Origin of the sequence: Mesorhizobium sp. DCY119 (assembly GCF_003590645.1) — a bacterium.
In the GTDB taxonomy this organism is placed as follows: domain Bacteria; phylum Pseudomonadota; class Alphaproteobacteria; order Rhizobiales; family Rhizobiaceae; genus Mesorhizobium_M.
The window spans coordinates 4,185,776-4,209,154 of the sequence record NZ_CP031834.1 but is presented as its reverse complement, the minus strand read 5'-3'; the positions used below and the strand labels follow the sequence as shown (position 1 = coordinate 4,209,154).

At 62.4% G+C, this 23,379-nt stretch carries 24 protein-coding genes; 14 read left to right on the top strand and 10 right to left on the bottom strand.

Features of this window, described 5'->3' with window-relative positions:
- Positions 1-58 precede the first annotated feature (58 nt).
- The 3 genes from DZG07_RS20450 (at position 59) to DZG07_RS20440 (ending at position 3,451) form a co-directional block, all read left to right on the top strand.
- Positions 59-1,534 carry an aldehyde dehydrogenase family protein gene (locus DZG07_RS20450; protein ID WP_119820251.1) on the top strand — a complete coding sequence of 492 codons (1,476 nt, stop codon included), beginning with the start codon at positions 59-61 and terminating at the stop codon, positions 1,532-1,534.
- Between the two features lie 16 nt (positions 1,535-1,550).
- Positions 1,551-2,300 (top strand): SDR family oxidoreductase, encoded by a 750-nt coding sequence (locus DZG07_RS20445; RefSeq protein ID WP_119820249.1) that lies wholly within the window; start codon positions 1,551-1,553, stop codon positions 2,298-2,300.
- 203 nt (positions 2,301-2,503) lie between these two features.
- A complete protein-coding gene (locus DZG07_RS20440; RefSeq protein ID WP_245429537.1) occupies positions 2,504-3,451 on the top strand; it encodes a cell wall hydrolase in 948 nt (315 codons plus the stop codon).
- Between the two features lie 1,061 nt (positions 3,452-4,512).
- On the opposite strand, the gene DZG07_RS20435 is transcribed toward DZG07_RS20440, so the two are convergent.
- From DZG07_RS20435 to aceA, 6 genes are all read right to left on the bottom strand, one after another.
- Positions 4,513-5,205, bottom strand: a complete 693-nt coding sequence (locus tag DZG07_RS20435; RefSeq protein ID WP_162931677.1) for an outer membrane protein — start codon at positions 5,203-5,205, stop codon at positions 4,513-4,515.
- A 130-nt stretch (positions 5,206-5,335) separates the two neighbouring features.
- The gene (locus tag DZG07_RS20430) at positions 5,336-6,622 is read right to left on the bottom strand and encodes an FAD-binding oxidoreductase (RefSeq protein ID WP_119820243.1); all 1,287 of its coding nucleotides are present in this window, start codon (positions 6,620-6,622) and stop codon (positions 5,336-5,338) included.
- A 136-nt stretch (positions 6,623-6,758) separates the two neighbouring features.
- Positions 6,759-8,192, bottom strand: a complete 1,434-nt coding sequence (locus DZG07_RS20425; RefSeq protein ID WP_091914304.1) for a glutamine synthetase family protein — start codon at positions 8,190-8,192, stop codon at positions 6,759-6,761.
- A gap of 100 nt (positions 8,193-8,292) precedes the next feature.
- Positions 8,293-8,751, bottom strand: coding sequence for a response regulator (locus DZG07_RS20420; protein ID WP_245429536.1), 459 nt, complete (start codon positions 8,749-8,751; stop codon positions 8,293-8,295).
- A 252-nt stretch (positions 8,752-9,003) separates the two neighbouring features.
- Positions 9,004-9,243, bottom strand: coding sequence for a hypothetical protein (locus DZG07_RS20415; RefSeq protein WP_091914306.1), 240 nt, complete (start codon positions 9,241-9,243; stop codon positions 9,004-9,006).
- A 51-nt stretch (positions 9,244-9,294) separates the two neighbouring features.
- Positions 9,295-10,584, bottom strand: coding sequence for an isocitrate lyase (gene aceA / locus DZG07_RS20410; RefSeq protein ID WP_119820240.1), 1,290 nt, complete (start codon positions 10,582-10,584; stop codon positions 9,295-9,297).
- 326 nt (positions 10,585-10,910) lie between these two features.
- On the opposite strand from aceA, the gene DZG07_RS20405 reads away from it, so the two are divergent.
- The 4 genes from DZG07_RS20405 to DZG07_RS20390 all read left to right on the top strand — a co-directional run bounded on the left by DZG07_RS20405 (position 10,911) and on the right by DZG07_RS20390 (position 13,273).
- On the top strand, positions 10,911-11,201 hold the full coding sequence (locus DZG07_RS20405; RefSeq protein ID WP_119920292.1) for a hypothetical protein: 291 nt from the start codon (positions 10,911-10,913) through the stop codon (positions 11,199-11,201).
- 11 nt (positions 11,202-11,212) lie between these two features.
- A complete protein-coding gene (locus DZG07_RS20400; RefSeq protein WP_119820235.1) occupies positions 11,213-12,652 on the top strand; it encodes an XRE family transcriptional regulator in 1,440 nt (479 codons plus the stop codon).
- Between the two features lie 64 nt (positions 12,653-12,716).
- Complete coding sequence (locus DZG07_RS20395; RefSeq protein ID WP_119820231.1) at positions 12,717-12,974, top strand: type II toxin-antitoxin system ParD family antitoxin; 258 nt, start codon at positions 12,717-12,719, stop codon at positions 12,972-12,974.
- On the top strand, positions 12,974-13,273 hold the full coding sequence (locus DZG07_RS20390) for a type II toxin-antitoxin system RelE/ParE family toxin (protein ID WP_119820228.1): 300 nt from the start codon (positions 12,974-12,976) through the stop codon (positions 13,271-13,273). The genes DZG07_RS20395 and DZG07_RS20390 overlap by 1 nt, the downstream gene beginning before the upstream one ends.
- A gap of 29 nt (positions 13,274-13,302) precedes the next feature.
- Here the strand turns inward: DZG07_RS20390 and DZG07_RS20385 are convergent, their stop codons facing one another.
- The 3 genes from DZG07_RS20385 to DZG07_RS20375 all read right to left on the bottom strand — a co-directional run bounded on the left by DZG07_RS20385 (position 13,303) and on the right by DZG07_RS20375 (position 16,052).
- Complete coding sequence (locus tag DZG07_RS20385; protein ID WP_119820225.1) at positions 13,303-14,514, bottom strand: MFS transporter; 1,212 nt, start codon at positions 14,512-14,514, stop codon at positions 13,303-13,305.
- Positions 14,511-15,059 carry an NAD(P)H-dependent oxidoreductase gene (locus DZG07_RS20380; protein ID WP_119820222.1) on the bottom strand — a complete coding sequence of 183 codons (549 nt, stop codon included), beginning with the start codon at positions 15,057-15,059 and terminating at the stop codon, positions 14,511-14,513. Before DZG07_RS20380 ends, DZG07_RS20385 begins: the two co-directional genes overlap by 4 nt.
- Before the next feature lie 117 nt (positions 15,060-15,176).
- The gene (locus tag DZG07_RS20375) at positions 15,177-16,052 is read right to left on the bottom strand and encodes a LysR family transcriptional regulator (RefSeq protein ID WP_119820221.1); all 876 of its coding nucleotides are present in this window, start codon (positions 16,050-16,052) and stop codon (positions 15,177-15,179) included.
- Between the two features lie 91 nt (positions 16,053-16,143).
- Here DZG07_RS20375 and DZG07_RS20370 point away from each other — a divergent pair, with 91 nt between their 5' ends.
- Complete coding sequence (locus DZG07_RS20370; protein WP_162931676.1) at positions 16,144-16,317, top strand: hypothetical protein; 174 nt, start codon at positions 16,144-16,146, stop codon at positions 16,315-16,317.
- A gap of 129 nt (positions 16,318-16,446) precedes the next feature.
- Positions 16,447-17,394 (top strand): DMT family transporter, encoded by a 948-nt coding sequence (locus tag DZG07_RS20365; RefSeq protein ID WP_119820215.1) that lies wholly within the window; start codon positions 16,447-16,449, stop codon positions 17,392-17,394.
- A 35-nt stretch (positions 17,395-17,429) separates the two neighbouring features.
- Here DZG07_RS20365 and DZG07_RS23955 read toward each other — a convergent pair whose 3' ends face one another.
- Positions 17,430-17,615: a hypothetical protein gene (locus tag DZG07_RS23955; RefSeq protein WP_162931516.1), complete on the bottom strand. Its 186-nt coding sequence runs from the start codon at positions 17,613-17,615 to the stop codon at positions 17,430-17,432.
- Between the two features lie 91 nt (positions 17,616-17,706).
- Between DZG07_RS23955 and DZG07_RS20360 the strand changes: the two genes are divergently transcribed.
- From DZG07_RS20360 to DZG07_RS20340, 5 genes are all read left to right on the top strand, one after another.
- Positions 17,707-18,960 (top strand): glutamine synthetase family protein, encoded by a 1,254-nt coding sequence (locus DZG07_RS20360; RefSeq protein ID WP_244537879.1) that lies wholly within the window; start codon positions 17,707-17,709, stop codon positions 18,958-18,960.
- Between the two features lie 119 nt (positions 18,961-19,079).
- On the top strand, positions 19,080-20,177 hold the full coding sequence (locus DZG07_RS20355) for a polyamine ABC transporter substrate-binding protein (RefSeq protein WP_091914321.1): 1,098 nt from the start codon (positions 19,080-19,082) through the stop codon (positions 20,175-20,177).
- A 182-nt stretch (positions 20,178-20,359) separates the two neighbouring features.
- The gene (locus tag DZG07_RS20350) at positions 20,360-21,502 is read left to right on the top strand and encodes an ABC transporter ATP-binding protein (protein ID WP_119820212.1); all 1,143 of its coding nucleotides are present in this window, start codon (positions 20,360-20,362) and stop codon (positions 21,500-21,502) included.
- Positions 21,503-21,510: 8 nt separating this feature from the next.
- Positions 21,511-22,479 carry an ABC transporter permease subunit gene (locus tag DZG07_RS20345; protein ID WP_091914325.1) on the top strand — a complete coding sequence of 323 codons (969 nt, stop codon included), beginning with the start codon at positions 21,511-21,513 and terminating at the stop codon, positions 22,477-22,479.
- A gap of 1 nt (position 22,480) precedes the next feature.
- Entirely contained in the window at positions 22,481-23,299 is an 819-nt protein-coding gene (locus DZG07_RS20340; protein WP_091914327.1) for an ABC transporter permease subunit, read from the top strand.
- Positions 23,300-23,379: the final 80 nt, after the last annotated feature.

Sequence of the window (23,379 nt, the reverse complement as noted above, 5' to 3'; positions counted from 1 at the left end):
GTCTGTTCGCAAACGCAACATAAGACTTGAGCGTGACGATTTCCAAAGGAGAATTGCGATGGGAACGCATCTTTCCAGAACCGTGGCGGAAGGCCGCGCCTTCATGCAGATCGTCGACGGCAAGCAGGTCGATGCTTTGTCGGGCGAACGGATCGACGTGCGGTGCCCCTCGGACGGCAAGGTTTTCGCCTCAATTCCCGCTGCCGGTGCCGCAGATGTCGACCGCGCCGTGCAGTCCGCCCGCCGCGCCTTCGATGAAGGGCCATGGAGCCGCATGCCGGCTGTCGAGCGCGGACGCTGCCTGACCCGGCTGTTTCAGCTCATCGAAAAAAACGGCACCGAGCTCGCCGCACTCGAATCGCGCGACACCGGCAAGCCGATCCGGCAGGGCAGGGCGGATGTGAACGGCGCCATGCGCTATTACGAGTTCTACGGCGGTGCTGCCGACAAGATCCATGGCGACACCATCCCGTTTCTGGAGGGCTACACGGCGCTGACCCTGCGCGAGCCGCATGGCGTGGTCGCCGGCATCATCCCCTGGAACTATCCGCTGCAGATCCTTGCCCGCGTTGCGGGTGCTGCCCTTGCCATGGGCAACACGCTGGTGGTCAAGCCCGCGGAAGACGCCTCGCTGACCACGATCCGCATTGCCGAACTGGCGCTGGAGGCTGGTATTCCAGCCGGCGTGTTCAACGTTGTCACCGGCTACGGCCGCGACGCCGGGGCAGCCCTTTCGGCGCATCCGCTGGTCGATTACGTCACCTTCACCGGCTCACCAATGACCGGCACCGCGATCCAGCAGGCGGCGGCAATCAACAATCGCGGCGTCACCATGGAGCTTGGCGGCAAGTCGCCGCAGATCGTGTTTGCCGATGCCGATATCGAGGCGGCACTGCCCGTTCTGGTCAACGCGATCATCCAGAATGGCGGCCAGACCTGCTCTGCGGGCAGCCGCGTGCTGATCGAAAAGCCGGTCTACGACCGCATTGCCTCCGGCCTTGCTGAACGATTCTCCAAGCTCGTCGCCGGTCCGCATGATGCCGATCTCGATCTCGGCGCGCTCATCAATCCCAAGCAGAAGAGCCAGGTGGCCGGCATGATCGCGGCGGCGCAAGAGGCCGGCATTTCGATCCTGGCGCGCGGCTCGATCCATCCTGACGCGCCCGCAGAGGGCTATTATCAGGCACCGGTCCTGTTCGGTTCGGTTGATCCGGCAGCGGCGATCGCCCAGAACGAAGTGTTCGGGCCGGTGCTGACGCTGTTTCCATTCGAGGGCGAGGAAGAAGCCATCCGTCTCGCCAACGGCACCGATTTCGGCCTCGTCGCCGGCGTCTGGACGAAGGACGGCGCGCGCCAGCATCGCGTCGCTAAGCGCGTGCGCGCCGGCCAGGTTTTCGTCAACGGTTATGGCGCGGGCGGCGGCATCGAACTGCCCTTCGGCGGCTTCAAGAAATCCGGCCATGGCCGCGAGAAAGGTTTCGAGGCGCTTTACGATATGTCGGCCACAAAGACGGTGGTTTTTAATCACGGGTAGGAGAACCAGGAACACCATGCAACGTCTGAAGAACAAGGTCGCGATTATCACCGGTGCAGCAGCGGGCTTCGGCGAGGGCATGGCCAAGCGCTTTGCTGAGGAAGGCGCAAAAATCGTCGTCGCCGACCTCAATGTGAAGGGCGCCGAGCGCGTTGCTGCCGAGATCGGGCACCAGGCGATCTTCGTGCAGACCGACGTGTCGCAGAAATCCGAGTTCGACGAACTGGTCGCCGCGACCATGAAGACGTTCGGCCGCATCGACATCATGGTCAACAATGCCGGCTACACCCATCGCAACGGTGATCTCGTGGCGGTCGAGGAGGATGTTTTCGACCTGATCACCGCCGTCAACATGAAGGCGATCTACCACGCCGCCCGCGCCGTCGTGCCGATCATGGACGCGCAAGGTGGCGGCTCCATCATCACCACCGCCTCCACCGCCGGCCTGCGCCCGCGTCCCGGCCTGACCTGGTACAACGCCTCCAAGGGCTGGGCGATCACCGCGACCAAGTCGATGGCGGTGGAACTCGCGCCGAAGAACATCCGCGTGAACTGCCTTTGCCCTGTGGCCGGCGAAACGGGAATGCTGGCGCAGTTCATGGGCGAGGACACGCCCGAGCTTCGCGCCAAGTTCCGCGCCTCGATCCCGCTCGGCCGCCTGTCGACGCCGCTCGATATCGCCAATGCGGCTCTCTGGCTGGCGTCCGACGAAGCGAAGTTCATCACCGGCGTGGCGCTGGAGGTGGACGGCGGCCGCTGCATCTAGCCGGCGATCCTGCTTCTTTGCCGAGCTCTCCGGTGCGTGAAAAAAGCGAAAGCTGACATGGTTAAGGCTTTCGCCATCTTTTAGCCTGAAAAATGCACAATCTCGATTCTGGGCTGGGGACGACTAAGGAGTAAGGGGCCCGCTTGCTAAATCTCCCAAGGTGGAGGACGTTTCTTGCGTTCGGCACCGTCGTGTCCGGTTGCGTGCTTGCTGGTTGTACCACGCAAGGCGCTGGCGGTCTGTCGGATGGCCTCAAGACCGCGTCCCTCGGCAAGACATCGTCCAAAACGTCCTATGCCTACACGGCCAAGGACAAGGAATGTCTCGCCCGCGCAATGTTCTTCGAATCCAACCGCTCGAGCCGGTCGGGGCTTGTCGCCGTCGGCACGGTGGTGATGAACCGCCTGCAATCCGGCGAATACGGTAACACCGTCTGTCAGGTCGTTGGCCAGAAGGGCCAGTTCGCGCCCGGCGTGCTGTCGCGCCGGATGGACTCCAAGGCGCTCCCCGATGTGGTCGATGCAGCCGATTCCGTGCTGAAGGGCGAGCGCCATCCGAAGGTGCAGAGCGCCATGTTCTTCCACACCGCCGGCCTGCGCTTCCCCTACAAGAACATGCACTACGTGCTGGAAGCCGGCGGCAACGAGTTTTACGAAAAGCGCAGCCGGCGCCGCGCAAAGCCGGCGGTCGAAGAGACCCAGGTCGCAGAAGCCAGCCCGCTTCCCGGCGTGCAGGAGACGACGGCGCAGGCAACCGCTCCCGTCGAAACGAAGATTGCCATGACCGAAAACGGACCGCGTGTCGTTGCGCAAAGCGCCCGTTCGCAGGATTCCGCACCGGTCGAGACGCGCGCATCCACCTCTGCAAAGGGCGCACGGCTTGTTGCCCGAAATGGCCGGTCCGACGACGCCGGACCGGTAGCGATGCAGCCAGGCACCACAGGCAAGGGGCCTCGGATTCTTGTGCAGGACACGAAGCCCGAAGCCTCTGCGCCACAGATGGCGGAAGCCACGCCGTCCCTGCCGTCCGAGGCGCCGCAGCCGTCTGACCTGGCGCAGACCGCCATGTCTTATGAGGCCAATCCAAAAGCGGTCGACGCCATCGGCGCCATGATCGCCTCCCAGACGCGGCCGATGCCGGCGGTGGAGTAAGAGGTGGCGCGGCGGCGCACTTTATCGTCGCCACGCCTGCTTTCGCATCTGGCCATTGTCAAAGAACTCCCTCTACGAGGGTGGGAAGCGGGGCGCATGGCCGTGCCTTCCTAATGTTTAGTACGTGGCGCGACTTCCGCGCCCCGCCGGCGATTTCTGTTCCCGTCCGTTCCGCTGCTCTTCGCAAACCTTTCGGTTTGCGAAACCTATGTGCTCGTCCAGCACGCGCGGGCCGTATTACCCGCAGGGGAACCCTTGGACGGAACCTCCCCGGATGATGAGCCACGTTAGCCCATCACCGGAAGCGCCGGTTCCTCCCCACAGATCACCGTCGCGACCGATGTTCCCATGGGAGGAACTGGCTGGATTATGAAAGATGCTCGAAGGGTGTGGAAAAATCGGGCGTGAGAAAGTGTGGTGTGAGCGGAAACAATGGGTTGCTGGGAAATCGGATGGAAATCTTTCCCACAGTTAGCAAGCTTCAGCTTTGGCGGTTCTGCACCGCGGTACATTTCACCGAGGTTCCGGCATGGATCCCCGGGTCTTCGCCCTTCGCTTCGCTCGTGCTTCGCCTGGGATGACGAGCTTGTTATTTGCCGCCTTCGCAAACCGTCAACGCCAAGCCGCCAACGCCAAACCGCCAGCACCAAACGGCCAACGCCAAACCGCCAACGCCTGAGATTGGCGGCAAGCCTAAATGCAATTCGTCATTCTCGACCTCGTGAGCGAGGAACGAGCGGAGAGTGTCGGGAATCCATGCCTGAACGGTGGGGAACTTCGGCGGTGCAGAACGCGCGTCAACCTCAGGACCGGGCCGCGCCTGACGATGCTGCGGCCAATGGGTCCGGGATAACCTTCGCTTCGCTCCGGTTTTCGGGATGACGACGTCAGGACTGCCTTCGCCAGTCGTCGACATTGAATGGCAGCGTCCAGAATGACGACTTCACGGCTAGTCGCCCCTCGCACCAAGACCCTAGCCACCTTCCCGCATGCCGCACGAGCCCGCGCAAAAAGAAACCCCGGCGCGAGCGCCGGGGGAGTTCAGCCAATGAGACGGTTCGTTAGAACTTGTAGTTGAAGCCGAGACGGATGCCGTCGGACTTCCATTTGGCTTCGACAGGCGTGCCGCCATCCAGCGAGTAGTCGTCCTTGCCGAGATCGATATGCAGGTATTCGAGCTTGGCGGTGAACTGGTCGGTGAAGGCATATTCGAGGCCGACGCCGGCAGCCCAGCCGAACCGCGTCTGGTCGTCGCTGACGCTGTTGCCCGTCGCCGTGTCATGGGTTGTCAGCTCGACATTGCCGAAGGCCGCGCCGCCGGTGATGTAAGGCAGGAAGCGGTCATAGGCATAGCCGAGGCGTGGGCGCACCGTGCCATACCATTTCACTTCCGAGTCGCAGGAGAAGGTCGGGTTCGGACAGGTTACGCTGCCATCGGCGCCCGACCAGGAGAGATCGCCTTCAAGGCCGAGCACGACATTGTTGGGGAATTGATAGTTGTAGCCAACCGTGCCGCCGACCGAGCCACCATTGGTGTCGAAATCGTTGTTGTCGCCGGTGTCCGTGAAGGTCCAGTCGGTCTTGCCCCAATTATAGCCGCCGACGATACCGACATAGGCGCCGGTCCAGCTGAAGATCGGTGTTTCGGCAATGGGAGCCGGTGCTTCGGGCTCCACGACGTCAGCGGCATAGGCCACCGTTCCGGTGGAAAGAAGTGCTGCGAGAACCGCAGCGCGCGCAAACCCTTTGGTCAAGGCTGCCTCCTGCACATGCGAATACCCCACGCCACCCGACGTGATGAAGCGACCTTAGCCCAAATCCGGCGCTTTGGCTGTCACACCTGCGCAACAGTGCTCGGGGGCCTGATCACTAAAACGAGAGGTGTCAGAACCTGTCCCGCAGCGCGAACCAGTTCAGCGCGAGGAACATCAGCGGCGCGCGGAAGCGCCGTCCGCCGGGGAAAGGCGGTATTTTCAGGTCTTCGAACAGTTTCAGCCGGTCGCGGTTTCCGGCGATGGTCTCGGCGTAGAGCTTGCCGACGAAGTTGGACAGCATGACGCCATGGCCGGAATAGCCGCCGGCGAAAATGACATTGGGCATGACCTCGCGCACATAGGGCTTTCGCGGCACGGTGATGCCGACATAGCCGCCCCAGCCATGGGTGATCTCGACATCCTTCAAGGCCGGATAAAGCTCGGCGATCTGCTTGCGGATATGGATGTGGATGTCCTTGGGATCATCGACGCCATAGACCTCGCGCCCGCCGAACAGCAGCCGGCCATCCCTGGATTTGCGGAAATAGCGCACGACGAAGCGTGAATCGTCGACGGACTCGCCGCCCGGAATGACCGGGCTGTCAGTGCCCAGCGGCACGGTCGCGCCGATGAAGGAGCCGATCGGCATGACATGGGCGGCACTCACCGGTTCCAGGTTGCCGCCATAGGCATTGACCGCGATCAGGCATTTGTCGGCGGTTATCGTGCCGGTCGGCGTCGTCACGCGCACTTTGCCGCCGGCGGAGACGATGCCGGTTGATGGCGTCTCTTCGAAAAGCTGCGCGCCTGCCGCCGCCGCGACCCGCGCCGTGCCGATGACCAGTTTCAGCGGATGAATATGGCCGGTGCCGGTGTCGCGCGTGCCGCCGAAATAGGCGGTCGAGCCGAGCCGCTCCGCCGTCTCCTTCTCGTCCATGAAGGAGATGTGCTCATAGCCGAAGCGCGTCGCCATGATCTCGGCATGGGCCTTGTAGTCGTCGACATAGCGCTTCTTGTGCGCCACCGACAACTGGCCGGGCATAAAGTCGATCTCGATATTGTTGGCCGCCGAGAACTCCAGCAGATGTGCCTTGGCTTCCTCGGCGAGTTCGAACAGCGCCTTGGCGCGCGAAAGGCCGAGCTCGGCCTCGAGGTCTTCGGCCCAGGCGCGCTGGCCGGTGCCAAGCTGGCCGCCATTGCGCCCCGACGCGCCATCGCCGAAGCGATGCGCCTCGATGAGCACGACATTCGTGCCAGCCTTGGCCAGATGGGCTGCTGCCGACAGCCCGGTAAAGCCGCCGCCGATGATGACAACATCGGCACTGCGATCGCCGTCCAGCGCCGGATAGGCAGGCCGCTCGCCGGCCGTCGCTTCGTACCAGGAATGGCCTGGGGAGATGGGGGAGTGATGAGTCATTAGTGAGTAGTGAATAGTGAGTAGCGAGTGGTGAGTAGCGAGTAGAGAATTGCGCTGCATGCGCTGTTAACTTGCAATGCCGTCTTCATCCGATTTCCTGCTATTCACTATTCACTATTCACTATTCACTCATCTCTCACACATTCAACAACAAATACTCCCGTTCCCACGGGCTGATCACTTCCATGAAGGTTTCGAATTCGGCGCGCTTGATGGCGGCGTAGGTGGCGACGAAGGATTCGCCTAGCATCGCCCGCAGGTCCTCGTCGGCCTCGAACAGATCGACCGCTTCCAGCAGGCCGCGCGGCAGGTCGATCTCGTCCTCATTGGCCGTGGTCAGGATCGGCGCGTCGGGTTTCAGGCCCTTGTTCATGCCGATCAGCCCGCAGGCGAGCGAGCCTGCCAGCGCCAGATAGGGATTGGCATCCGAAGAGGGGATGCGGTTTTCGACACGCCGCCCGCCCGGATCGGAACGTGGGACGCGGAAGGCGGTGGTGCGGTTGTCGTAGCCCCATTTGGTGTTGACCGGCGCGGACGCCGCCTGCGTCAGCCGGCGATAGGAATTGACGTAAGGCGCAAACATCACCAGCGCGTTCGGTACATGGCGCTGCATGCCGCCGATGAAGTTGAAGAATGCGTCGGTCTCCGAACCGTCCGGTGCCGAGAAGATGTTCTTGCCGGTCTTGCGATCGACGATCGACTGGTGGATGTGCATGGCCGAGCCGGGCTGGCCCTGGATCGGCTTGGCCATGAAGGTGGCGTAGGTGTCGTGCTTGAGCGCCGCCTCACGAATGGTGCGCTTGAACAGGAACACCTGGTCGGCAAGCTCGATCGGATCGCCATGGCGCAGGTTGATCTCGAGCTGGCCGGCACCCTCTTCGTGGATGAGCGTGTCGATTTCCAGGCCCTGGTTTTCGGAGAAATGGTAGATGTCGTCGATCAGCTCGTCGAACTCGTTGACGCCGGCGATCGAATAGCCGGCGCCGCCGCCGATCGGCCGGCCCGAGCGTCCGACGGGCGGGGTCAGCGGGTAATCCGGGTCGGGGTTCTTGCGGACGAGATAGAATTCGATCTCCGGCGCGACGACCGGGCGCAGGCCCTTCCTCTCATAGGCGGCAACGACCTTCTTCAGCACGTTGCGCGGCGTGAACTCCACTGCGCGCCCGTCCTGATGGACGAGATCGCAGATCACCTGCGCCGTCGGGTCTTCCTCCCACGGCACGGCGGTCAGCGTCGAAAGATCGGGCATCAGCTTCAGGTCGCCGTCGTCTTCCGGATAGGAGAAGCCGTTGCCGTCTTCGGGGTAGTCGCCCGAGATGGTCATCATGAAGGGCGCCGAAGGCAGCGCCAGCGAAGTGTTCGAGGTGAATTTGCTCGACGGCATCATCTTGCCGCGCGCCACGCCCGCCTGGTCGGGGGTGATGCATTCTATGTCTTCGATGCCGCGCCATTCCAGCCAGTCGCTGACTTCCTTCCAGTTCTTTACGCCACGAAGGTTTTTTACGTAGGCGGGGGTTCGCGCGCGCCCTCCGGCTTTGGAGGGGCGGGCTTCCTTTTTAGGGGCAGGCATCAATCACCAGGATTTGATTTCGGATTTGCGAGTATAGCCACGCCCCATCAGGGAAGGAAAGGGGGGCTTTCGCGGCCTTTTGTGGGGCCACGCGCGGTTCTTAACCGCGCAAGCGGTCCAGCAGCCGATCGACCACCGGCTGGAGCAGTTCGGGCGTGATCGGCTTGGCGACGGCGGCATCGATCGCCGTCAGCGCCGACAGATCGTCGGCATCCATGATCCGCGTCGAGAGCAGGATCACGCAGGGCGCTTCCGTTCCCGACAGGCGCCGCAGGGTCACCAGTTGGCCCATCAGCGCCTGGCAGTCAGTATTGTCGACGCCGCCGTCGAGCACGACCGTGCCCGGCACCATCGTCTGCAGCGTCCTGAGTGCTGTCTCCGGATCTTCCGAAATCGGCCTGAGCCCGGATCTCTCGACGATCTTGGAAACCACGATGCGGTTGATCTGCGATTTGCCGACGACCAGAACCTTGTTCAGATCGACCGTGAATACAGCGGGACTCTGGTCAGTCGGGCCGGTGCCCGGGCGACGGCTGCTGTCGCTACGTGACTTGATCATGCACTAGCCCGCCCGCCGATAGCTCAATTTATGGTTGAGGAATGATGCAACTAACCGCACGCCCGACCTTCATGTCAAGCGTAAAACCATTGCGTGGCGAGCGTGAGCAAAAAGTGAAGGGATTGGCTGCGCCGCGCTTGCGACCAAAGGCGCAGCAAGGGCCATGGCATTAAAAAAAGATCACCCGCGCGAAACCGCGCGGGTGATTGAGCCGGCCTTGGAAATGTTTTGTCGGCTGACGGATGCCGATCGTTAGCGGGTGCCCTGGGTGACGATCACCGGGATGAGCAGGTCGCCCCAGTTGCCGTCACCGCCATGATGGCGTGCCGAGCGCACGAGCTCGACCGAGACGCCGGCCTCCACCGCCTTCATCACCGACTGGTTGAGGCGGTGCAGATCGTTGGCGACGATACGGATAACCGCCTGCTGATCCATATTCATGGCCGAAGACTGTTCCTCGGCCCGCTCCTTGACGCGTGTTCTTGTTGCCATTGGTCTTCTCCCGTGCCTGTAGTCGCCTTTCGGGCGCTTCCTCTGCTTTGGTTACTCTGCCGCCGGGCGGAACTGGTCGTGCTCGGTCGATTCCTTCATCGCCGTGGTCGACGACTGGCCGCCGGTGATCGCCATCGACACCGCGTCGAAATAGCCGGTGCCGACTTCGCGCTGGTGCTTGGTCGCGGTGTAGCCGTTGGCTTCCGAAGCGAACTCGGCTTCCTGCAACTCCGAATAGGCCGCCATCTGGCGATCCTTGTAGCCGCGCGCCAGCTCGAACATGCCGTGGTTGAGCTGATGGAACCCAGCCAGCGTGATGAACTGGAACTTGTAGCCCATGGCGCCCAGCTCGCGCTGGAACTTGGCGATAGTGGCATCGTCCAGATGCTTCTTCCAGTTGAAGGAAGGCGAGCAATTATAGGCGAGAAGCTTGTTCGGGTGATGCTTGCGCACGCCCTCGGCAAACTTCTTCGCCTGCGCCAGATCCGGCTTGGAGGTCTCGCACCAGATCAGGTCGCAATGCGGGGCATAGGCAACGGCGCGCGCAATGCAGGGCTCGATGCCGTTCTTGACGTTGTAGAAGCCTTCGACCGTGCGGCCGGCGTCGTAGTCGACGAAAGGCTGGTCGCGCTCGTCGATGTCGGACGTCAGCAGCTTGGCGGCTTCCGCGTCGGTGCGTGCGATCACCAGCGTCGGCGTGCCCATCACGTCGGCGGCAAGGCGGGCCGCATTGAGGTTGCGGATGTGGGCTGCAGTCGGAATCAGAACCTTGCCGCCGAGATGGCCGCACTTCTTTTCCGAAGCGAGCTGGTCTTCATAGTGGACGCCTGCAGCGCCCGCCTCGATGAAGGCCTTCATGATCTCGAAAGCGTTGAGCGGACCGCCGAAGCCGGCTTCCGCATCGGCCACGATCGGCGCGAACCATGTGTCGACCGACAGGCCCTTGCCTTCCGAGGTTTCGATCTGGTCGGCGCGCTGCAGCGTCTTGTTGATGCGCTTGGCAAGCTCGGGCGCAGCATTGGCCGGGTAGAGCGACTGGTCGGGATACATGGCGGACGCCGTGTTGGCGTCGGCTGCGACCTGCCAGCCCGACAGATAGATCGCCTTCAGCCCGGCGCGCACCATCTGCATCGCCTGGTTGCCGGAGAGCGCACCCAGCGCGTTGACGAAGCCTTCTTCATGGATCAACTGCCACAGGCGGTTGGCGCCCATTTCGGCCAGGCTGTGCTTGATCTGCACGGAGCCGCGCAGCTTCTTGACCGTCTCGGCGGTGTAGGGCCGCTCGATGCCTTCGAAACGGCCTTCCGGCGCGGATGGGACGAGATTGTAAAAATCGGTCATATTCTTCTCCGAACAGTCTGTGATCTGGCGTGGACAAAGCGACCTGCCGGCCACTTGTGTGTTACGGAATTTACATTGCGGTGCGACATAAGCGAGTTAATTCAGGAAAACCGTGCGGGAAATAGGGAAAACCTGTATTGTGTTTGACAGGTTGGCATTGTAAAATTGTAAATCTTGTAAATTTAGACTGCGCTTGATTGAGTGCGTTTCGTTTGTAAATCGATGTCAATACGGGGGGCTAGATGCGGGATTTGTGGATGTGGGCTTTTTGGGGCGCGATCGCTTGCCAGATTGCGTTCGTCTGGTTTACGAGCGGGCGAAAGGGATTGAGCGATCTCTATGGAATAAGCCCGAATAGCCCAGGACTTTGGCTGCTGGTGCTGCATGCCTCATTCGTGAACCTGGTCATCGTCGTCACCATGGCGGTTTCACTACGGCGACCTGAACTCTTGGAGCTCTCCTCGATTCTGGCAGTGGCAAGTTTCGGAGCGTTCGCTGTGCTGTCCATGTTCTTTCTGCGTTTCGCGCCTTCGCCCCTCGCGCGACGTGGTCTCACGATCAGCGTGCTGGGCCTCCTTTTGCTGTTGATCTCTTACATTTCCTATCCGACGGGCTGAGGACGGCACCCATGGCCGAGCAAAAAATCTTCGCCGGGCCGCGCATCCGCCGCATCCGCAACGCCAAGGGCCTGACCCAGACGGCGATGGCCGAGGGGCTCGGCATCTCGCCATCTTATCTCAACCTGATCGAGCGCAACCAGCGCCCGCTGACGGTGCAGCTGATCCTAAAACTCTCATCCGTCTACAAGGTCGAGCCCGAAGAGCTTCAGGGCGAGGCGAGGGGCTCGATCGCGTCACTCAAGGAGGTGTTTTCCGACCCGCTGCTTGCAGGCGAACTGCCGGGCGACCAGGAGCTGGTCGAGATCGCCGAGGGCGCGCCGAATGCGGCAGCGGCGGTGATAAAGCTGTTCCGCGCCTATCGCGAACAGGCCGAGCGCCTGTCCGATCTTTCGGAGTTGCTGGCGCGAGAGGGCAGGGCGACGGCCCTGTCCGGCGCACGGCTGCCCATCGACGAGGTGCATGAGGTCTTCGAGCGCCGGCCCAACCATTTTGCGTCGATCGAGGAGGAGGCGGAGGCGTTTACTGGCGTTCTCGATCCCGGCGACGACCTGTTCGGGGCGCTGAAGGCATGGCTCCGGCGCGAATACGGCATCGTGGTGAAGGTGCTGCCGGTCGCCACCATGCCCAACTGGCGCCGCCGCTACGATCGCCATTCGCAGCGCCTGTTCATTTCTGAGCGCCTGTCGCCCTTCGACCAGCTGCGCGAGGTGGCGATGGAAGCCTGCCTCATCCGCATGTCGGTGGCGGTAGCCGCCGAGATCCAATCGCTGAAACTGTCATCTGACGAGGCCCGGCGTCTCGCCCGGTTCGAGCTTGGCCGCTATGCGGCGCACGCGCTGATGATGCCCTATCAGGCGTTCCAGTCGGCGGCGCAGCGCTCACGCTATGATGTCGACGTGCTGCGCTCCCGCTTCGGCGTCTCCTTCGAGCAGGCGGCAAACCGGCTGACCATGCTGCAAAGGCAGGGCGCTTCGGCGGTGCCGTTCTTCATGCTCGAAGTCGACAATGCCGGCAACCGCTTCCGCAAGGCCGGCGCGCAAGGCTTTCCGCAAAGCCGCTTCGGCGGCGGCTGTCCGAAACTGCCGGTGCATGCGGCCTTCACCCAGCCGGGGCAGATCTTCGTCGAGGCAGTGGAGATGCCGGACGGCGCAGAGTTCCTGTGCGTTGCCCGCACGCTGGAAGGACCGCAAGGCGCCTTCAACGAGCGCCCGCGCCGCACCGCCTTGCTCATTGGCTGCGACATCGCCTTCAAGGACGAGATCGTCTACGGCGCCGCACTTCCCGGTGCCTCGGGCGGCAAGGCAGGCCAGATCGCCGCTACGCCCGTCGGCCCCGCCTGCCGGCTCTGCGAACGCACCGGCTGCCTCTCACGCGCCGAACCCCCCGTCACCCGCCCGCTCGGCCTTGACGAGATGGTAACCGGCTTGAGCGCCTTCGATTTTCAATGATAACCAGAAGTAGCCAGAAATAACCAAAATTGACAAAGCCTGTTATCGATCCTAACTTTTTGGCATGAACATCTCGCTGACCAAGGAACTGGAGGAGTACGTCTCCTCCCAAGTGCGCTCCGGCCACTATTCGTCTGCCAGCGAGGTTGTTCGCGAGGCGCTGCGCGGCCATTTGCGCGAGAAGGCGGAACGCGATTTGCAGAGCCGCATCGCCCAAGCTCGTGCCGACGTGGCGGCAGGCGCGGTGACCGAGGCGACGCCGGAGTTTTTTGAACGCGCGCGCCAGCGTATTCGTAAGGGCTCCGGGGCGAAGCCGGCCTGATGACCTATCGGGTCTATTTCTCCCGGGCAGCCGAAGACGATTTTCTCTCCATCATAGATTTCATCGCCGCCGATAATCCAGATCGGGCGCTGTCCTTCGTCGACGATCTGCAAAAGCGAGCCGTTGAGCAACTCGCAGCATTCCCCAATAGCGGTCGTGCCTATGGTTCCTTCCGCTATCTGGTGCTCGACAACTACGTCATCGCCTATGATGTCGATAAGACGGGCAGGGCCGTTCATGTCCTGCTGGTGTCGGAAGGACATCGCCTTTGGCGGGAATTGCTTGACGAGCGGGGCTGATCGACCCGCTCATCATTTCCGGTTACCGCTCAACCCGCCGCCGGGACGCGCGCAGCCCGAAATATCGCCATGCTGGCGGCGAAGATCGCGACGGCACCGACAGCAGCGCCTGCACAGAGGTAGGTCCGCTCGAAGCCGAATGCCGCGATCATCGGCTGGCTGACGAAGGGCGAGATGAAATGGCCGGCGAAGACGCTGGCCGTCATGCCGCCGGCAACGCGTCCTCTCATCTCCGGTGCGGCTGCGGTCATGGCGGCTGCTGCGATGTTCGGCATCATCATGCCGAGTCCGAGCCCGATGACGCCCGCGCTCGCAAGCACAGTGGGTAGCGAATCTGCCAGTCCCAGAAGCGCATAGCCGGTCGCCATCAGGCCGAAAGCGAGGCCGAAGATACCGGTCACGCCCAGTCTTGCGCGCAAGGGAGCATAGAACAGCGAGACGCCAGCGCTGACGATGTTGCCCAGCCCGATGGCGAACCCCGCCAGCGTGGGCGAACCAATGCCCATGGTATTGAGGTAGAAGGGAAGTTGCGTCGGTATCAGATAGTAGGCGACGCTGTTGAGAACGGAAGCGAAGTACACCGCGGCAATGGCAAGCCATGCCGTCGTGCCCACGGCTCCGGCGACCACGGTCGTGCTGCGGGCATGATTGGGTTCGTTGATGAAGGCCAATATGGCCGGGATCAGCAGGAGCGAAAGGCCATAGACGGCAAATGGTGCTCGCCAATGCAATTCGGCCAGAAAGCCGCCGCCGGTCAGGAAGACCAGGCCTCCTATGCCGACGAAAGCCGACTGCAACCCCATGAAACGATCGCGCGCCGGGCCGGTGAAATAGTCCCCGACGAGCGCCGTGACTGTCGTCATGACGCCGGCCACGGCAATGCCGAGTGCGGCGCGTCCGATCAGCAGGCCGAGAAGCGAATCCGCCAGCAGGCCCGACATGCCACCTATCCCGTAGAGAACAGCACCCGCCATCAGCAACGGCCGGCGGCCGAAGCGGTCGGCAAGGCCACCGGCGAAGGGCGCGCAGATGACGATGAAAAGCGCCGGCAGCGTCAGCACCAGCCGGGTCAGGATCTCGACATTGTCGCTGCCGGCGAAATGCGCTTGGATGGCCGGCAGGGAAGGCGAGATCGTCGCGCCCGACATGATGGTCAGCGTCGCCGCCAGCAGCAGCGTGATGTTGCGGGCGCGGTGCGGGTGGCGGCTTGATGCCGTCTCGATCGGCAGTTGCGCATTCATGCTGCCACCTCGAAGTAAGATGAGGTGGCGCGCGCATCGCGCAGCGTCACGGCCCACCAGTGGAGGCGGGCGAGCAGCGTTGTCATCGCCCGCTGCGCGTCCTTCGGTTCGACCAGCGCCCCGGCGCTGTCGAATCTGTTCCAGGGGTTGGCGAAGCTTACCGTGTCGCGGATGCCGACGGCATGAAGCTCGGCGAAGACCAGCCGAAGCTGCTCGACCGCCCGCAACCCGCCCGAAACGCCGCCATAGGAGACGAAGGCGATGGGCTTAATCTGCCATTGCTGATTGTAGGCGTCGATCAGCGATTTCAGGGCGCCGGTGTAGCCGTGATTGTATTCGGGCGTGACGATCAGGAAGGCGTCTGCCTCGTCGAAGCGGTGCCCGATCTCCGCCCGGCTTTTGTCGAGGTCTCGCGGGTCGATGGAATTCGCAACGAACCGCCCGTCGTTGACAATCTCGGCTGCCACCCAATTGACCATGGTGTCGCAAAAGCGGCCTTCTCGGGCGCTGCCATAGATCAGGCCGAGCTTTGTTTTCTGGGGCATTTTGGGTGGGCCTCCATTCGATAAGGGTCAGGAGCATCCCTATAAAACCTCAGGTATAGTTGAGGTCAAGCGCTAAAAAGCGCCGCCGTGGTTTTTGGAAACGCAGCGGGGCTGGATTCAGTCGCCTCCCAGGGGCCGCTCGCCGGCAAACAGCGGCGCATGCGCAGCGATCAGCGCGGCCAAGCGCTCGATGACTTTTCGCACTTCCGGGCGATGGCGGTCGTCGTCATGCATGACGATCCACTGCCTGTGATGCAGTTCAGCGATCGGCTCGCCGGCGCGCTCTAGCAGCGGGTCGCGGTCGCCGGCAAAGCACGGCAACACGCCGGTGCCGACGCCGGCACTGATGAGATCGTAGAGCGTGCGTGGCGTGTTTGCCCAGGCGGCAATCGACAGGTTCGGTTGCGCATTCGTCCAGCGGGCCGACGGCGTGGCCGCGTCGTCGGGCGTGATCGCCACCCAGTTTTCCGGTCCCTGCACCGGCTGGTTGCGTGCCCGGAAGGGCGCATAGGCGACTTCGCCCGCCGGCCGCGACGCCAGGTTCATGCCCTCGGCCGGTCGGTTGCGAACGCCGATCTCGACCTCGCGATGGGCGATGTCGAGCCGCGCTTCCGCCGTCTTGAAGCCGATGCGGAAGGGATCGTCGGGCGTCCACAGCCGCGAGAAATTGGCCGACAGCAGATTGGCGATCCAGGTGCCCGCCGATATCCGCACCACGGGGCGTCGCATGTCGGCTGAAAGCCAGTCCTCGATGGGGCGGGCGCTCGCCTCCATCGCCTGCGCCTTGGCAAGCAGCGCACGACCGTCTTCGGTGAGTTCATAGCCGGTCTGGCGGCGGATGAAGAGGCGCCGCGCGAGCGCCTGTTCCAGCGACAGCATCTTGCGGCCGATCGTGGCCGGGCTGGAGCGCAGTTCCACGGCTGCCGCCGAAAGCCCGCCGCTGCGCGCGACATGGATGAAGGCTTTCAGGTCGTTCCAGTCGAGATTTTTCATAATTGAAAAAGATAGCGCGAAATCCGCCGGAGATACATCCAAAAACGCCAGTTATCTTTCGATTATGAACTTCAAGGGAAAGGATATGGCCATGGAGCCGCTTCACGTCTGGACGATGATACAACACGAACTGAGCCGAAAATCCCGCGAGCGCCAGCGCTCGTATAACGGCGAAGCGCTGGACGTTCCCTCCAGAAGCATCCTGCGCAGGCTGTGGTCCGGCCTGTTTCGCAGCCGCCGCGAAAGGCGCGACAGCGCCTGCTGAGCGACCGGGTGCCACAACCACAAGCCCGGACTGGACCACCCGCAAAAAACATCTTTCGACTATCGGATTCCGAACGTGTTTGTCGCTTGGCGACATGCGCGGCCTTTTCGAAACATCGATAGTCGAGCCATGACAGAAACCGCCGTTTCACACGCAGGCTCTTACATCTCCCGGCGCGAGGAGCGCATCGGCATGCTGCTGGTGTTCCTGTCGGCGCTGATGTGGAGCTTTGGTGGCGCGATCGCCCGCTTCGTCGAGGTTGACGATAGCTGGACGGTCGTATTCTGGCGCTCGTTCTGGGCCGCCGTCTTCCTGCTCGGCTTCATGGCCTGGCGCGATGGCCTGCGCGGCACGCTGAAGCTGTTCCGGGGAATGGGCCTGCCTGGCCTTGCGGTGGCGCTTTGCTTTGCGGTGGCCTCCACCTGTTTCGTCGTGGCGCTTGCCTACACCACGGTTGCCAACATCCTTCTCATGCAGGCCGGTGTGCCGCTGTTTGCGGCGCTGATCGCCTGGCTGGTGTTCCGCGAACGTGTCAGCGGGCCGACCTGGATAGCGATTGCCGCCGTGATCTGCGGCGTCGCCATCATGGTCTCGGAATCCTTCAACGGGCAGGTATCGCCAATCGGCGACGGTCTTGCGCTGCTGATTGCCATGGTGTTTTCGATCGCCACCGTCATCACCCGCCGCTTCGCCCATGTGCGCATGACGCCGGCAACATGCCTGGGCACGATTCTCGCCGGCATATTCGCCGCCACGCAGGTCGAAGCCTTTGTCGTGTCGCCGCGCGACATGGGGTTCCTGTTTGCCTTCGGCGCGCTCAATCTCGGGCTCGGGCTTGCCTTCTTCGCCACCGGCGCGCGGCTGGTTCCGGCTGCCATCGCAGCCCTTCTCGGCTGTTTTGAGCCGATCCTCGGACCCATCTGGGTCTGGCTTATCCATGGCGAAGTACCATCGGCCCGCACCATCGTCGGCGGTGCGGTGGTGTTCACGGCCCTGCTGGTTCACATCGGGCTGGAGTTCCGGCGCCAGTCGCGTCCGGTGAGGCCGGGCGTCACAGGCATGCCGTCTCCCCATTGACATAACTGTTACAGAGCAGGCAGGTTATGTGATCTTCAACCAGTAAACAGGTATATCTTGCGTGAAATAACCGGAAGCATAGAAACCGGAACCAAACCTTCTTCCATAGGCGGCTCTTCTTTTCCCTCAAGCGGCACCGCCGGGAAAAAACGTCCGCCCGAAATTCCTTCCCCTGAAATTCCCCCGGTTCCAGCCTCTTCCGGCCAGAAGTCCTCGTTCATTTCCCCAGAGCACGAGGCCGAATATCGCGCCTTCGTCGAAAAGCATCCCGACATCGAAGCTGTCGAATTCCTGCTGGTCGATCCCAACGGGATGATGCGCGGCAAGTGGGCGCCGGGCGACGCGCTCAAGAAAGCTTTCCAGGACGGCGTCAATTTCCCGATGTCGCTGCACGGCCTCGACGTCTGGGGCCGCGAGGTCAGCGAGACCGGCCTGCACATCGAAACCGGCGATAAGGACGGCTACTGCCGTGCCACGCGCGGATCGCTGTCGATCGTGCCATGGGCCAAGCGCAAGACCGCGCAGGTGCTGCTCCAGACGTTTTCGCCCGAGGGCGAACCTTTCATGGCCGATTCCCGCCAGGTGCTGAAGCGCAAGGTGGCCGAGGTCAACGCCAAGGGCTTCTTCCCGGTCGTCGCCTTCGAGCTGGAATTCTATCTCCTCGATCCCGAGGTGGAGTGGGATGACGGCATGCCGGCCCCCGTCGGCGCCACTGCCGGTCCGGACAGGCTGCGCATGTATGGCCTCGACGATCTCGCCGAACATGCCGACCTGTTCGACATGATCCGCGACGCCGCCGACGATCAGAACCTGCCGATCGACACGATCATCAAGGAAGCCGCCCCCGGCCAGTTCGAGGTCAATCTCAAGCACCGGGCCGATCCGCTGAGGGCTGCCGACGACGTCATCATGCTCCAGCGCATCGTCATTGGCTGCGCCCGCGCCCACGGGCTGACGGCCACCTTCATGGCCAAGCCCTTCCTCGAATATGCCGGCAACGGCATGCACGTCCACGCTTCGATGCTGGACGCCGATGGCCGCAACATCTTCGGCGGCGCCGAGGGTCGCAAGACGCTCGAATCGGCCGTCGCAGGTCTCTTGAGGACCATGCCGGAATCGCTTCTGCTGTTCATCAACACCTGGAACGGTTTCAGGCGCATCACGCCGGGTTCCTATGCGCCGACACGCGCGGTCTGGGGCGAGAACAACCGTTCGGTTGCCCTGCGCATCCCGGTTTCGTCGGAAGAGAACACGCGCCTTGAGCATCGCATCGCCGGCGCCGACGCCAACCCCTATCTCGTCATGGCGACGCTGTTGCAGGGCATGGTCGAAGGCATCGAGAACAAGGAAGTGCCGCCGCCGCCCGTCCAGGGCAACGCCTATGACGATGGCGGGCTTTTCCTGCCCGACGACATGGACGATGCGCTGCAGCTGATGGCCAAGAGCACTTTCGTCGAGCGGGCGCTCGGGCCGTTGATGGCCAAGGTCTACCAGGACCTGAAGCGTGCCGAAATCCTGGCCTTCTGGGCCGAGATCACGCAGTTGGAACGCACAACTTATCTGTGAACTGCATGCGCGATTTCGCGCTTGTCGCACTGCAAAAACGCCAATAGGCTAAACCAAAAACCGCCCGGGGCTGGCTTGGCCCCGGAGCCGGAATGGAACACTGAAAACAGGAGATTGAGATGATACGCAAAGCGCTTTGGCTCACCGCCACGACGACTTTCGCAGCGGTTTTGACATTCTCGGCCAACGCGCAGGAGCGCGTCGTCAATGTCTACAACTGGTCGGATTACATCGACGATTCGATCATTGCCGACTTCACCAAGGAAACCGGCATCAAGGTTGTCTACGACGTCTTCGATTCCAACGAAATCCTCGAAACCAAGCTGCTGGCCGGCGGCAGCGGCTACGATGTCGTGGTGCCGACCGCAAACTTCCTTGCGCGCCAGATCACGGCGGGTGTCTTCCAGAAGCTCGACAAGTCGAAGCTGCCTAACCTCTCCAACATGTGGGACGTGGTTTCGGAGCGCACCGCCAAATACGATCCCGGCAACGAATACTCCATCAACTACATGTGGGGCACCGTCGGCATCGGCTACAACAAGAAGAAGGTCGAGGAAGCGCTCGGCACCGACAAGGTCGATACCTGGGAAACGGTCTTCAACCCGGAGAAGCTCGCGAAGCTCAAGGATTGCGGCGTCTACATGCTCGATTCACCGACGGATATGGTCCCGACCGTTCTCAAATATCTCGGCCTCGATACTGAATCGACCAATCCCGACGATCTCGCCAAGGTCGAGGAGACCTTGCTGAAAGTACGGCCTTTCGTCCGCAAGTTCCATTCGTCCGAATACATCAACGCGCTCGCCAACGGCGACATCTGCCTCGCTGTCGGCTGGTCCGGCGACGTGTTCCAGGCACGCGACCGTGCTGCCGAAGCCAAACAGGGCGTGGAAGTCGCCTATGTCGTGCCGCAGGAAGGCGCGGAAATGTGGTTCGACCAGATGGCGATCCCGGCTGATGCCAAGCATGTCGAGGAAGCGCATGAGTTCCTCAACTACATCATGAAGCCGGAAGTGATCGCGAAGGCGACGAACTTCGTTTACTTCGCCAACGGCAACAAGGCTTCGCAGGAGTTCATCGAAAAGGACATCACCAGCGATCCGGCGATCTACCCGGACGAGGCGATGCTGGCCAAGCTGTTCACCGTCTCGCCCTACGATCCGAAGTCACAGCGCAACATCACGCGCCTTTGGACCAAGGTCGTCACCGGCCAGTAAAATTGAGAAAAGAGAGCCCCGCGGAAAGCTTCGCGGGGCTCTTTTCGAAAACTCTCCCGCAAGCGCTCGCAAAGGGCCGGGGAGGCGATCCAGAGCAATTCCAGGAAAAGTGTGCAGCGGTTTTCCGTCCGGAATTGCGTAGAAATACCTAGAGTGGGAATCCGTACAGGACGGAGAGGGACATGAAATCGCTTGGAAGCATTCGCAGGAGCTTTGCGCCGTGGAGCGATCCCGCCGCCAAGCCCTACATCGTCTTTGAAAACGTCACCAAGCGCTTCGGCGATTTCACCGCCGTCAACGACCTGTCGCTGAGCATTTTCGAGCGTGAGTTCTTTGCGCTTCTCGGTGCGTCCGGCTGCGGAAAATCGACGCTGCTGCGCATGCTGGCCGGTTTCGACGAACCGACTTCCGGCCGCATCCTGCTCGACGGGCAGGATCTGCGCGGCATCCCGCCTTATAAGCGACCGGTCAACATGATGTTCCAGTCCTATGCGCTGTTCCCGCATATGACGGTCGAGAACAACATCGCCTTCGGCCTGAAGCAGGAAGGCATGCCGAAAGCCGATATAGAAAAGCGCGTCGCCGAGATGCTCAAGCTGGTCAAGCTGGAGCAGTTCGCCAAGCGCAAGCCGCACCAGCTTTCCGGCGGCCAGCGCCAGCGCGTGGCGCTCGCCCGCTCCGTCGCCAAGCGGCCGAAAGTGCTGCTGCTCGACGAACCGCTCGGCGCGCTCGACAAGAAGCTGCGCGAGGAAACCCAGTTCGAGCTGATGGACCTGCAGCAGGAACTCGGCCTCACCTTCGTCGTGGTGACCCACGACCAGGAAGAGGCGATGACCATGGCCGACCGCATCGCCATTCTCGACAAGGGCGAAGTCATGCAGGTGGCAACGCCGACCGAAGTCTATGAGGCGCCGGCCTCGCGCTTCGTCGCCGGCTTTGTCGGCAACGTCAACATGTTCGAGGGCAAGGTTGCCAGCCGCGATGCCGGCAGCGCGCGCATTTCGGGCGGCAACGGCCTGACGATCAAGACCGAGAATGCCGGCGACGCCTCGGCCGGAAGCGATGTCGTCTTCGCCATCCGCCCCGAAAAGATCAAGGTGTCGTCCAAGAAGCCGGCCGATGCCGAGGCCAATGTCGCTGAGGGTGAAATCTACGACATCGCCTATCTCGGCGACATGACCGTCTACCACGTCAGGCTTGCCGACGGGCAGGTCGTCAAGGCAAGCTCGCTCAACGCCGTGCGCATCTCGGAAGACCCGCTGAGCTGGAACGACAGGGCCTGGATTTCCTTCCGCCCCGATGCGGGCGTGGTTCTGACACGGTAGGTGCGGTCATGACGGACACAGCCATCGTCGCATCGAGCGCTACGGAATATGCAGGCAGATCGCCGCTTGCCCGCGCCTTGAATGCCTTCGTCAGCCGCCTCGTTATCATCATTCCCTATCTTTGGCTGCTGTTCTTCTTCCTCGTTCCCTTCATCATCGTCTTCAAGATTTCGCTGTCGCAGACGGCCATTGCCATGCCGCCCTACATGCCGGTGCTGGGCTTCGGCGAGGGCTTGAGTGGTTTCTGGGGGCAATTGAAGCAGCTCAGCATCGACAATTACCTCTGGCTGACCGAGGACGCGCTCTACTTCAACGCTTATGTGTCGAGCGTCGTCATCGCCGGCATCTCCACCATCCTGACGCTGCTGGTCGGCTACCCCATCGCCTATGGCATGGCGCGCGCGCCGGCGACGCTGCGGCCGACGCTGCTGATGCTGGTCATCCTGCCGTTCTGGACCTCATTCCTGATCCGCGTCTATGCCTGGATCGGCATCCTGAAGCCCGAGGGCCTGCTCAATCAGTTCCTGCTCGCCACCGGCATCATCGATCAGCCGCTGATCATCCTCAACACCCACACGGCTATCTTCATCGGCATCGTCTATTCCTACCTGCCGTTCATGATCCTGCCGCTCTATTCGGCGCTGGAGAAGATGGACTTCTCGCTGATCGAGGCAGCGCAGGATCTCGGCTGCCCGCCGATCAGCGCCTTCTGGAAGATCACCTTTCCGCTGTCGATCCCCGGCGTCGTCGCCGGCTGCCTGCTGGTGTTCATTCCGGCGGTGGGCGAGTTCGTTATCCCGGATCTGCTCGGCGGCTCGCAGACGCTGATGATCGGCAAGACGCTGTGGAACGAATTCTTCGCCAATCGCGACTGGCCGGTGTCGTCGGCGGTGGCCGTCATCCTGCTGCTGTTGCTGGTGGTGCCGATCATGATCTTCCAGCACGCGCAGGCACGCGCTCAGGAACAGGGCAGGTGACATGAACAGCAGCTGGAGCCGTTTCAACATCACCTCGATCGTGCTGGGCTTTGCCTTCCTCTATCTGCCGATCGTGCTGCTCATCATCTTCTCCTTCAACGAGTCGAAGCTTGTCACCGTCTGGGGCGGGTTCTCGACCAAATGGTACGGCTCCCTGTTCCAGAACAAGGGCCTGATGGATGCCGCCTGGGTCACCGCCCGCGTCGGCGTCATATCGGCCACCGTCGCCACCGTGCTCGGCACGCTGGCCGCGCTCACGCTGACGCGTTACACGCGCTTTCGCGGACGTGTGCTGTTTTCGGGCATGGTGTTTGCGCCGCTGGTCATGCCGGAGGTCATCACCGGCCTGTCGCTGCTGTTGCTGTTCGTGGCGGTTGGCCTCGACCGCGGCTTCCTGACGGTGACGCTGGCGCACATCACCTTCTCGATGTGCTTCGTTGCCGTCGTCGTGCAGTCGCGCCTGCTGACCTTCGACCGGTCGCTGGAGGAGGCGGCGATGGATCTCGGTGCGCCACCGGTAAAAACCTTCTTCCAGATCACCTTGCCGGTCATCCTGCCCGCGATCGTCTCCGGCTGGATGCTGGCTTTCACCCTGTCGCTCGACGATCTGGTGATAGCTTCCTTCACCTCCGGGCCGGGCGCGACCACCTTGCCGATGAAGATCTATAGCCAGGTGCGTTTGGGCGTGACGCCGGAAATCAACGCTGCCTGTACCATCCTGATTGCAGTGGTGGCGGTCGGGGTGATCGTGGCTTCGGTGGTCAACAAGCGCCGCGAAGTGCAGCGCCTGCGCGACGAACAGGCGGCCCAGCGCGGGTAGGCAATTCCAGCTCGGGTGGAGTCGCCCCTCATTCCGCTGCCGCGACCTTCTTCCCGTTTATGGTAGGGCAATCGCCTATG

Bases quoted from the DNA above. Each gene is read 5' to 3' on its own strand.
- DZG07_RS20450 (WP_119820251.1), top strand. From the start codon at position 59: ATGGGAACGCATCTTTCCAGAACCGTGGCGGAAGGCCGCGCCTTCATG.
- DZG07_RS20445 (WP_119820249.1), top strand. From the start codon at position 1,551: ATGCAACGTCTGAAGAACAAGGTCGCGATTATCACCGGTGCAGCAGCG.
- DZG07_RS20430 (WP_119820243.1), bottom strand. From the start codon at position 6,622: ATGACTCATCACTCCCCCATCTCCCCAGGCCATTCCTGGTACGAAGCG.
- DZG07_RS20425 (WP_091914304.1), bottom strand. From the start codon at position 8,192: ATGCCTGCCCCTAAAAAGGAAGCCCGCCCCTCCAAAGCCGGAGGGCGC.
- DZG07_RS20420 (WP_245429536.1), bottom strand. From the start codon at position 8,751: ATGATCAAGTCACGTAGCGACAGCAGCCGTCGCCCGGGCACCGGCCCG.
- DZG07_RS20415 (WP_091914306.1), bottom strand. From the start codon at position 9,243: ATGGCAACAAGAACACGCGTCAAGGAGCGGGCCGAGGAACAGTCTTCG.
- aceA (WP_119820240.1), bottom strand. From the start codon at position 10,584: ATGACCGATTTTTACAATCTCGTCCCATCCGCGCCGGAAGGCCGTTTC.
- DZG07_RS20400 (WP_119820235.1), top strand. From the start codon at position 11,213: ATGGCCGAGCAAAAAATCTTCGCCGGGCCGCGCATCCGCCGCATCCGC.
- DZG07_RS20395 (WP_119820231.1), top strand. From the start codon at position 12,717: ATGAACATCTCGCTGACCAAGGAACTGGAGGAGTACGTCTCCTCCCAA.
- DZG07_RS20390 (WP_119820228.1), top strand. From the start codon at position 12,974: ATGACCTATCGGGTCTATTTCTCCCGGGCAGCCGAAGACGATTTTCTC.
- DZG07_RS20385 (WP_119820225.1), bottom strand. From the start codon at position 14,514: ATGAATGCGCAACTGCCGATCGAGACGGCATCAAGCCGCCACCCGCAC.
- DZG07_RS20380 (WP_119820222.1), bottom strand. From the start codon at position 15,059: ATGCCCCAGAAAACAAAGCTCGGCCTGATCTATGGCAGCGCCCGAGAA.
- DZG07_RS20375 (WP_119820221.1), bottom strand. From the start codon at position 16,052: ATGAAAAATCTCGACTGGAACGACCTGAAAGCCTTCATCCATGTCGCG.
- DZG07_RS20370 (WP_162931676.1), top strand. From the start codon at position 16,144: ATGGAGCCGCTTCACGTCTGGACGATGATACAACACGAACTGAGCCGA.
- DZG07_RS20365 (WP_119820215.1), top strand. From the start codon at position 16,447: ATGACAGAAACCGCCGTTTCACACGCAGGCTCTTACATCTCCCGGCGC.
- DZG07_RS23955 (WP_162931516.1), bottom strand. From the start codon at position 17,615: ATGAACGAGGACTTCTGGCCGGAAGAGGCTGGAACCGGGGGAATTTCA.
- DZG07_RS20360 (WP_244537879.1), top strand. From the start codon at position 17,707: ATGATGCGCGGCAAGTGGGCGCCGGGCGACGCGCTCAAGAAAGCTTTC.
- DZG07_RS20355 (WP_091914321.1), top strand. From the start codon at position 19,080: ATGATACGCAAAGCGCTTTGGCTCACCGCCACGACGACTTTCGCAGCG.
- DZG07_RS20350 (WP_119820212.1), top strand. From the start codon at position 20,360: ATGAAATCGCTTGGAAGCATTCGCAGGAGCTTTGCGCCGTGGAGCGAT.
- DZG07_RS20345 (WP_091914325.1), top strand. From the start codon at position 21,511: ATGACGGACACAGCCATCGTCGCATCGAGCGCTACGGAATATGCAGGC.
- DZG07_RS20340 (WP_091914327.1), top strand. From the start codon at position 22,481: ATGAACAGCAGCTGGAGCCGTTTCAACATCACCTCGATCGTGCTGGGC.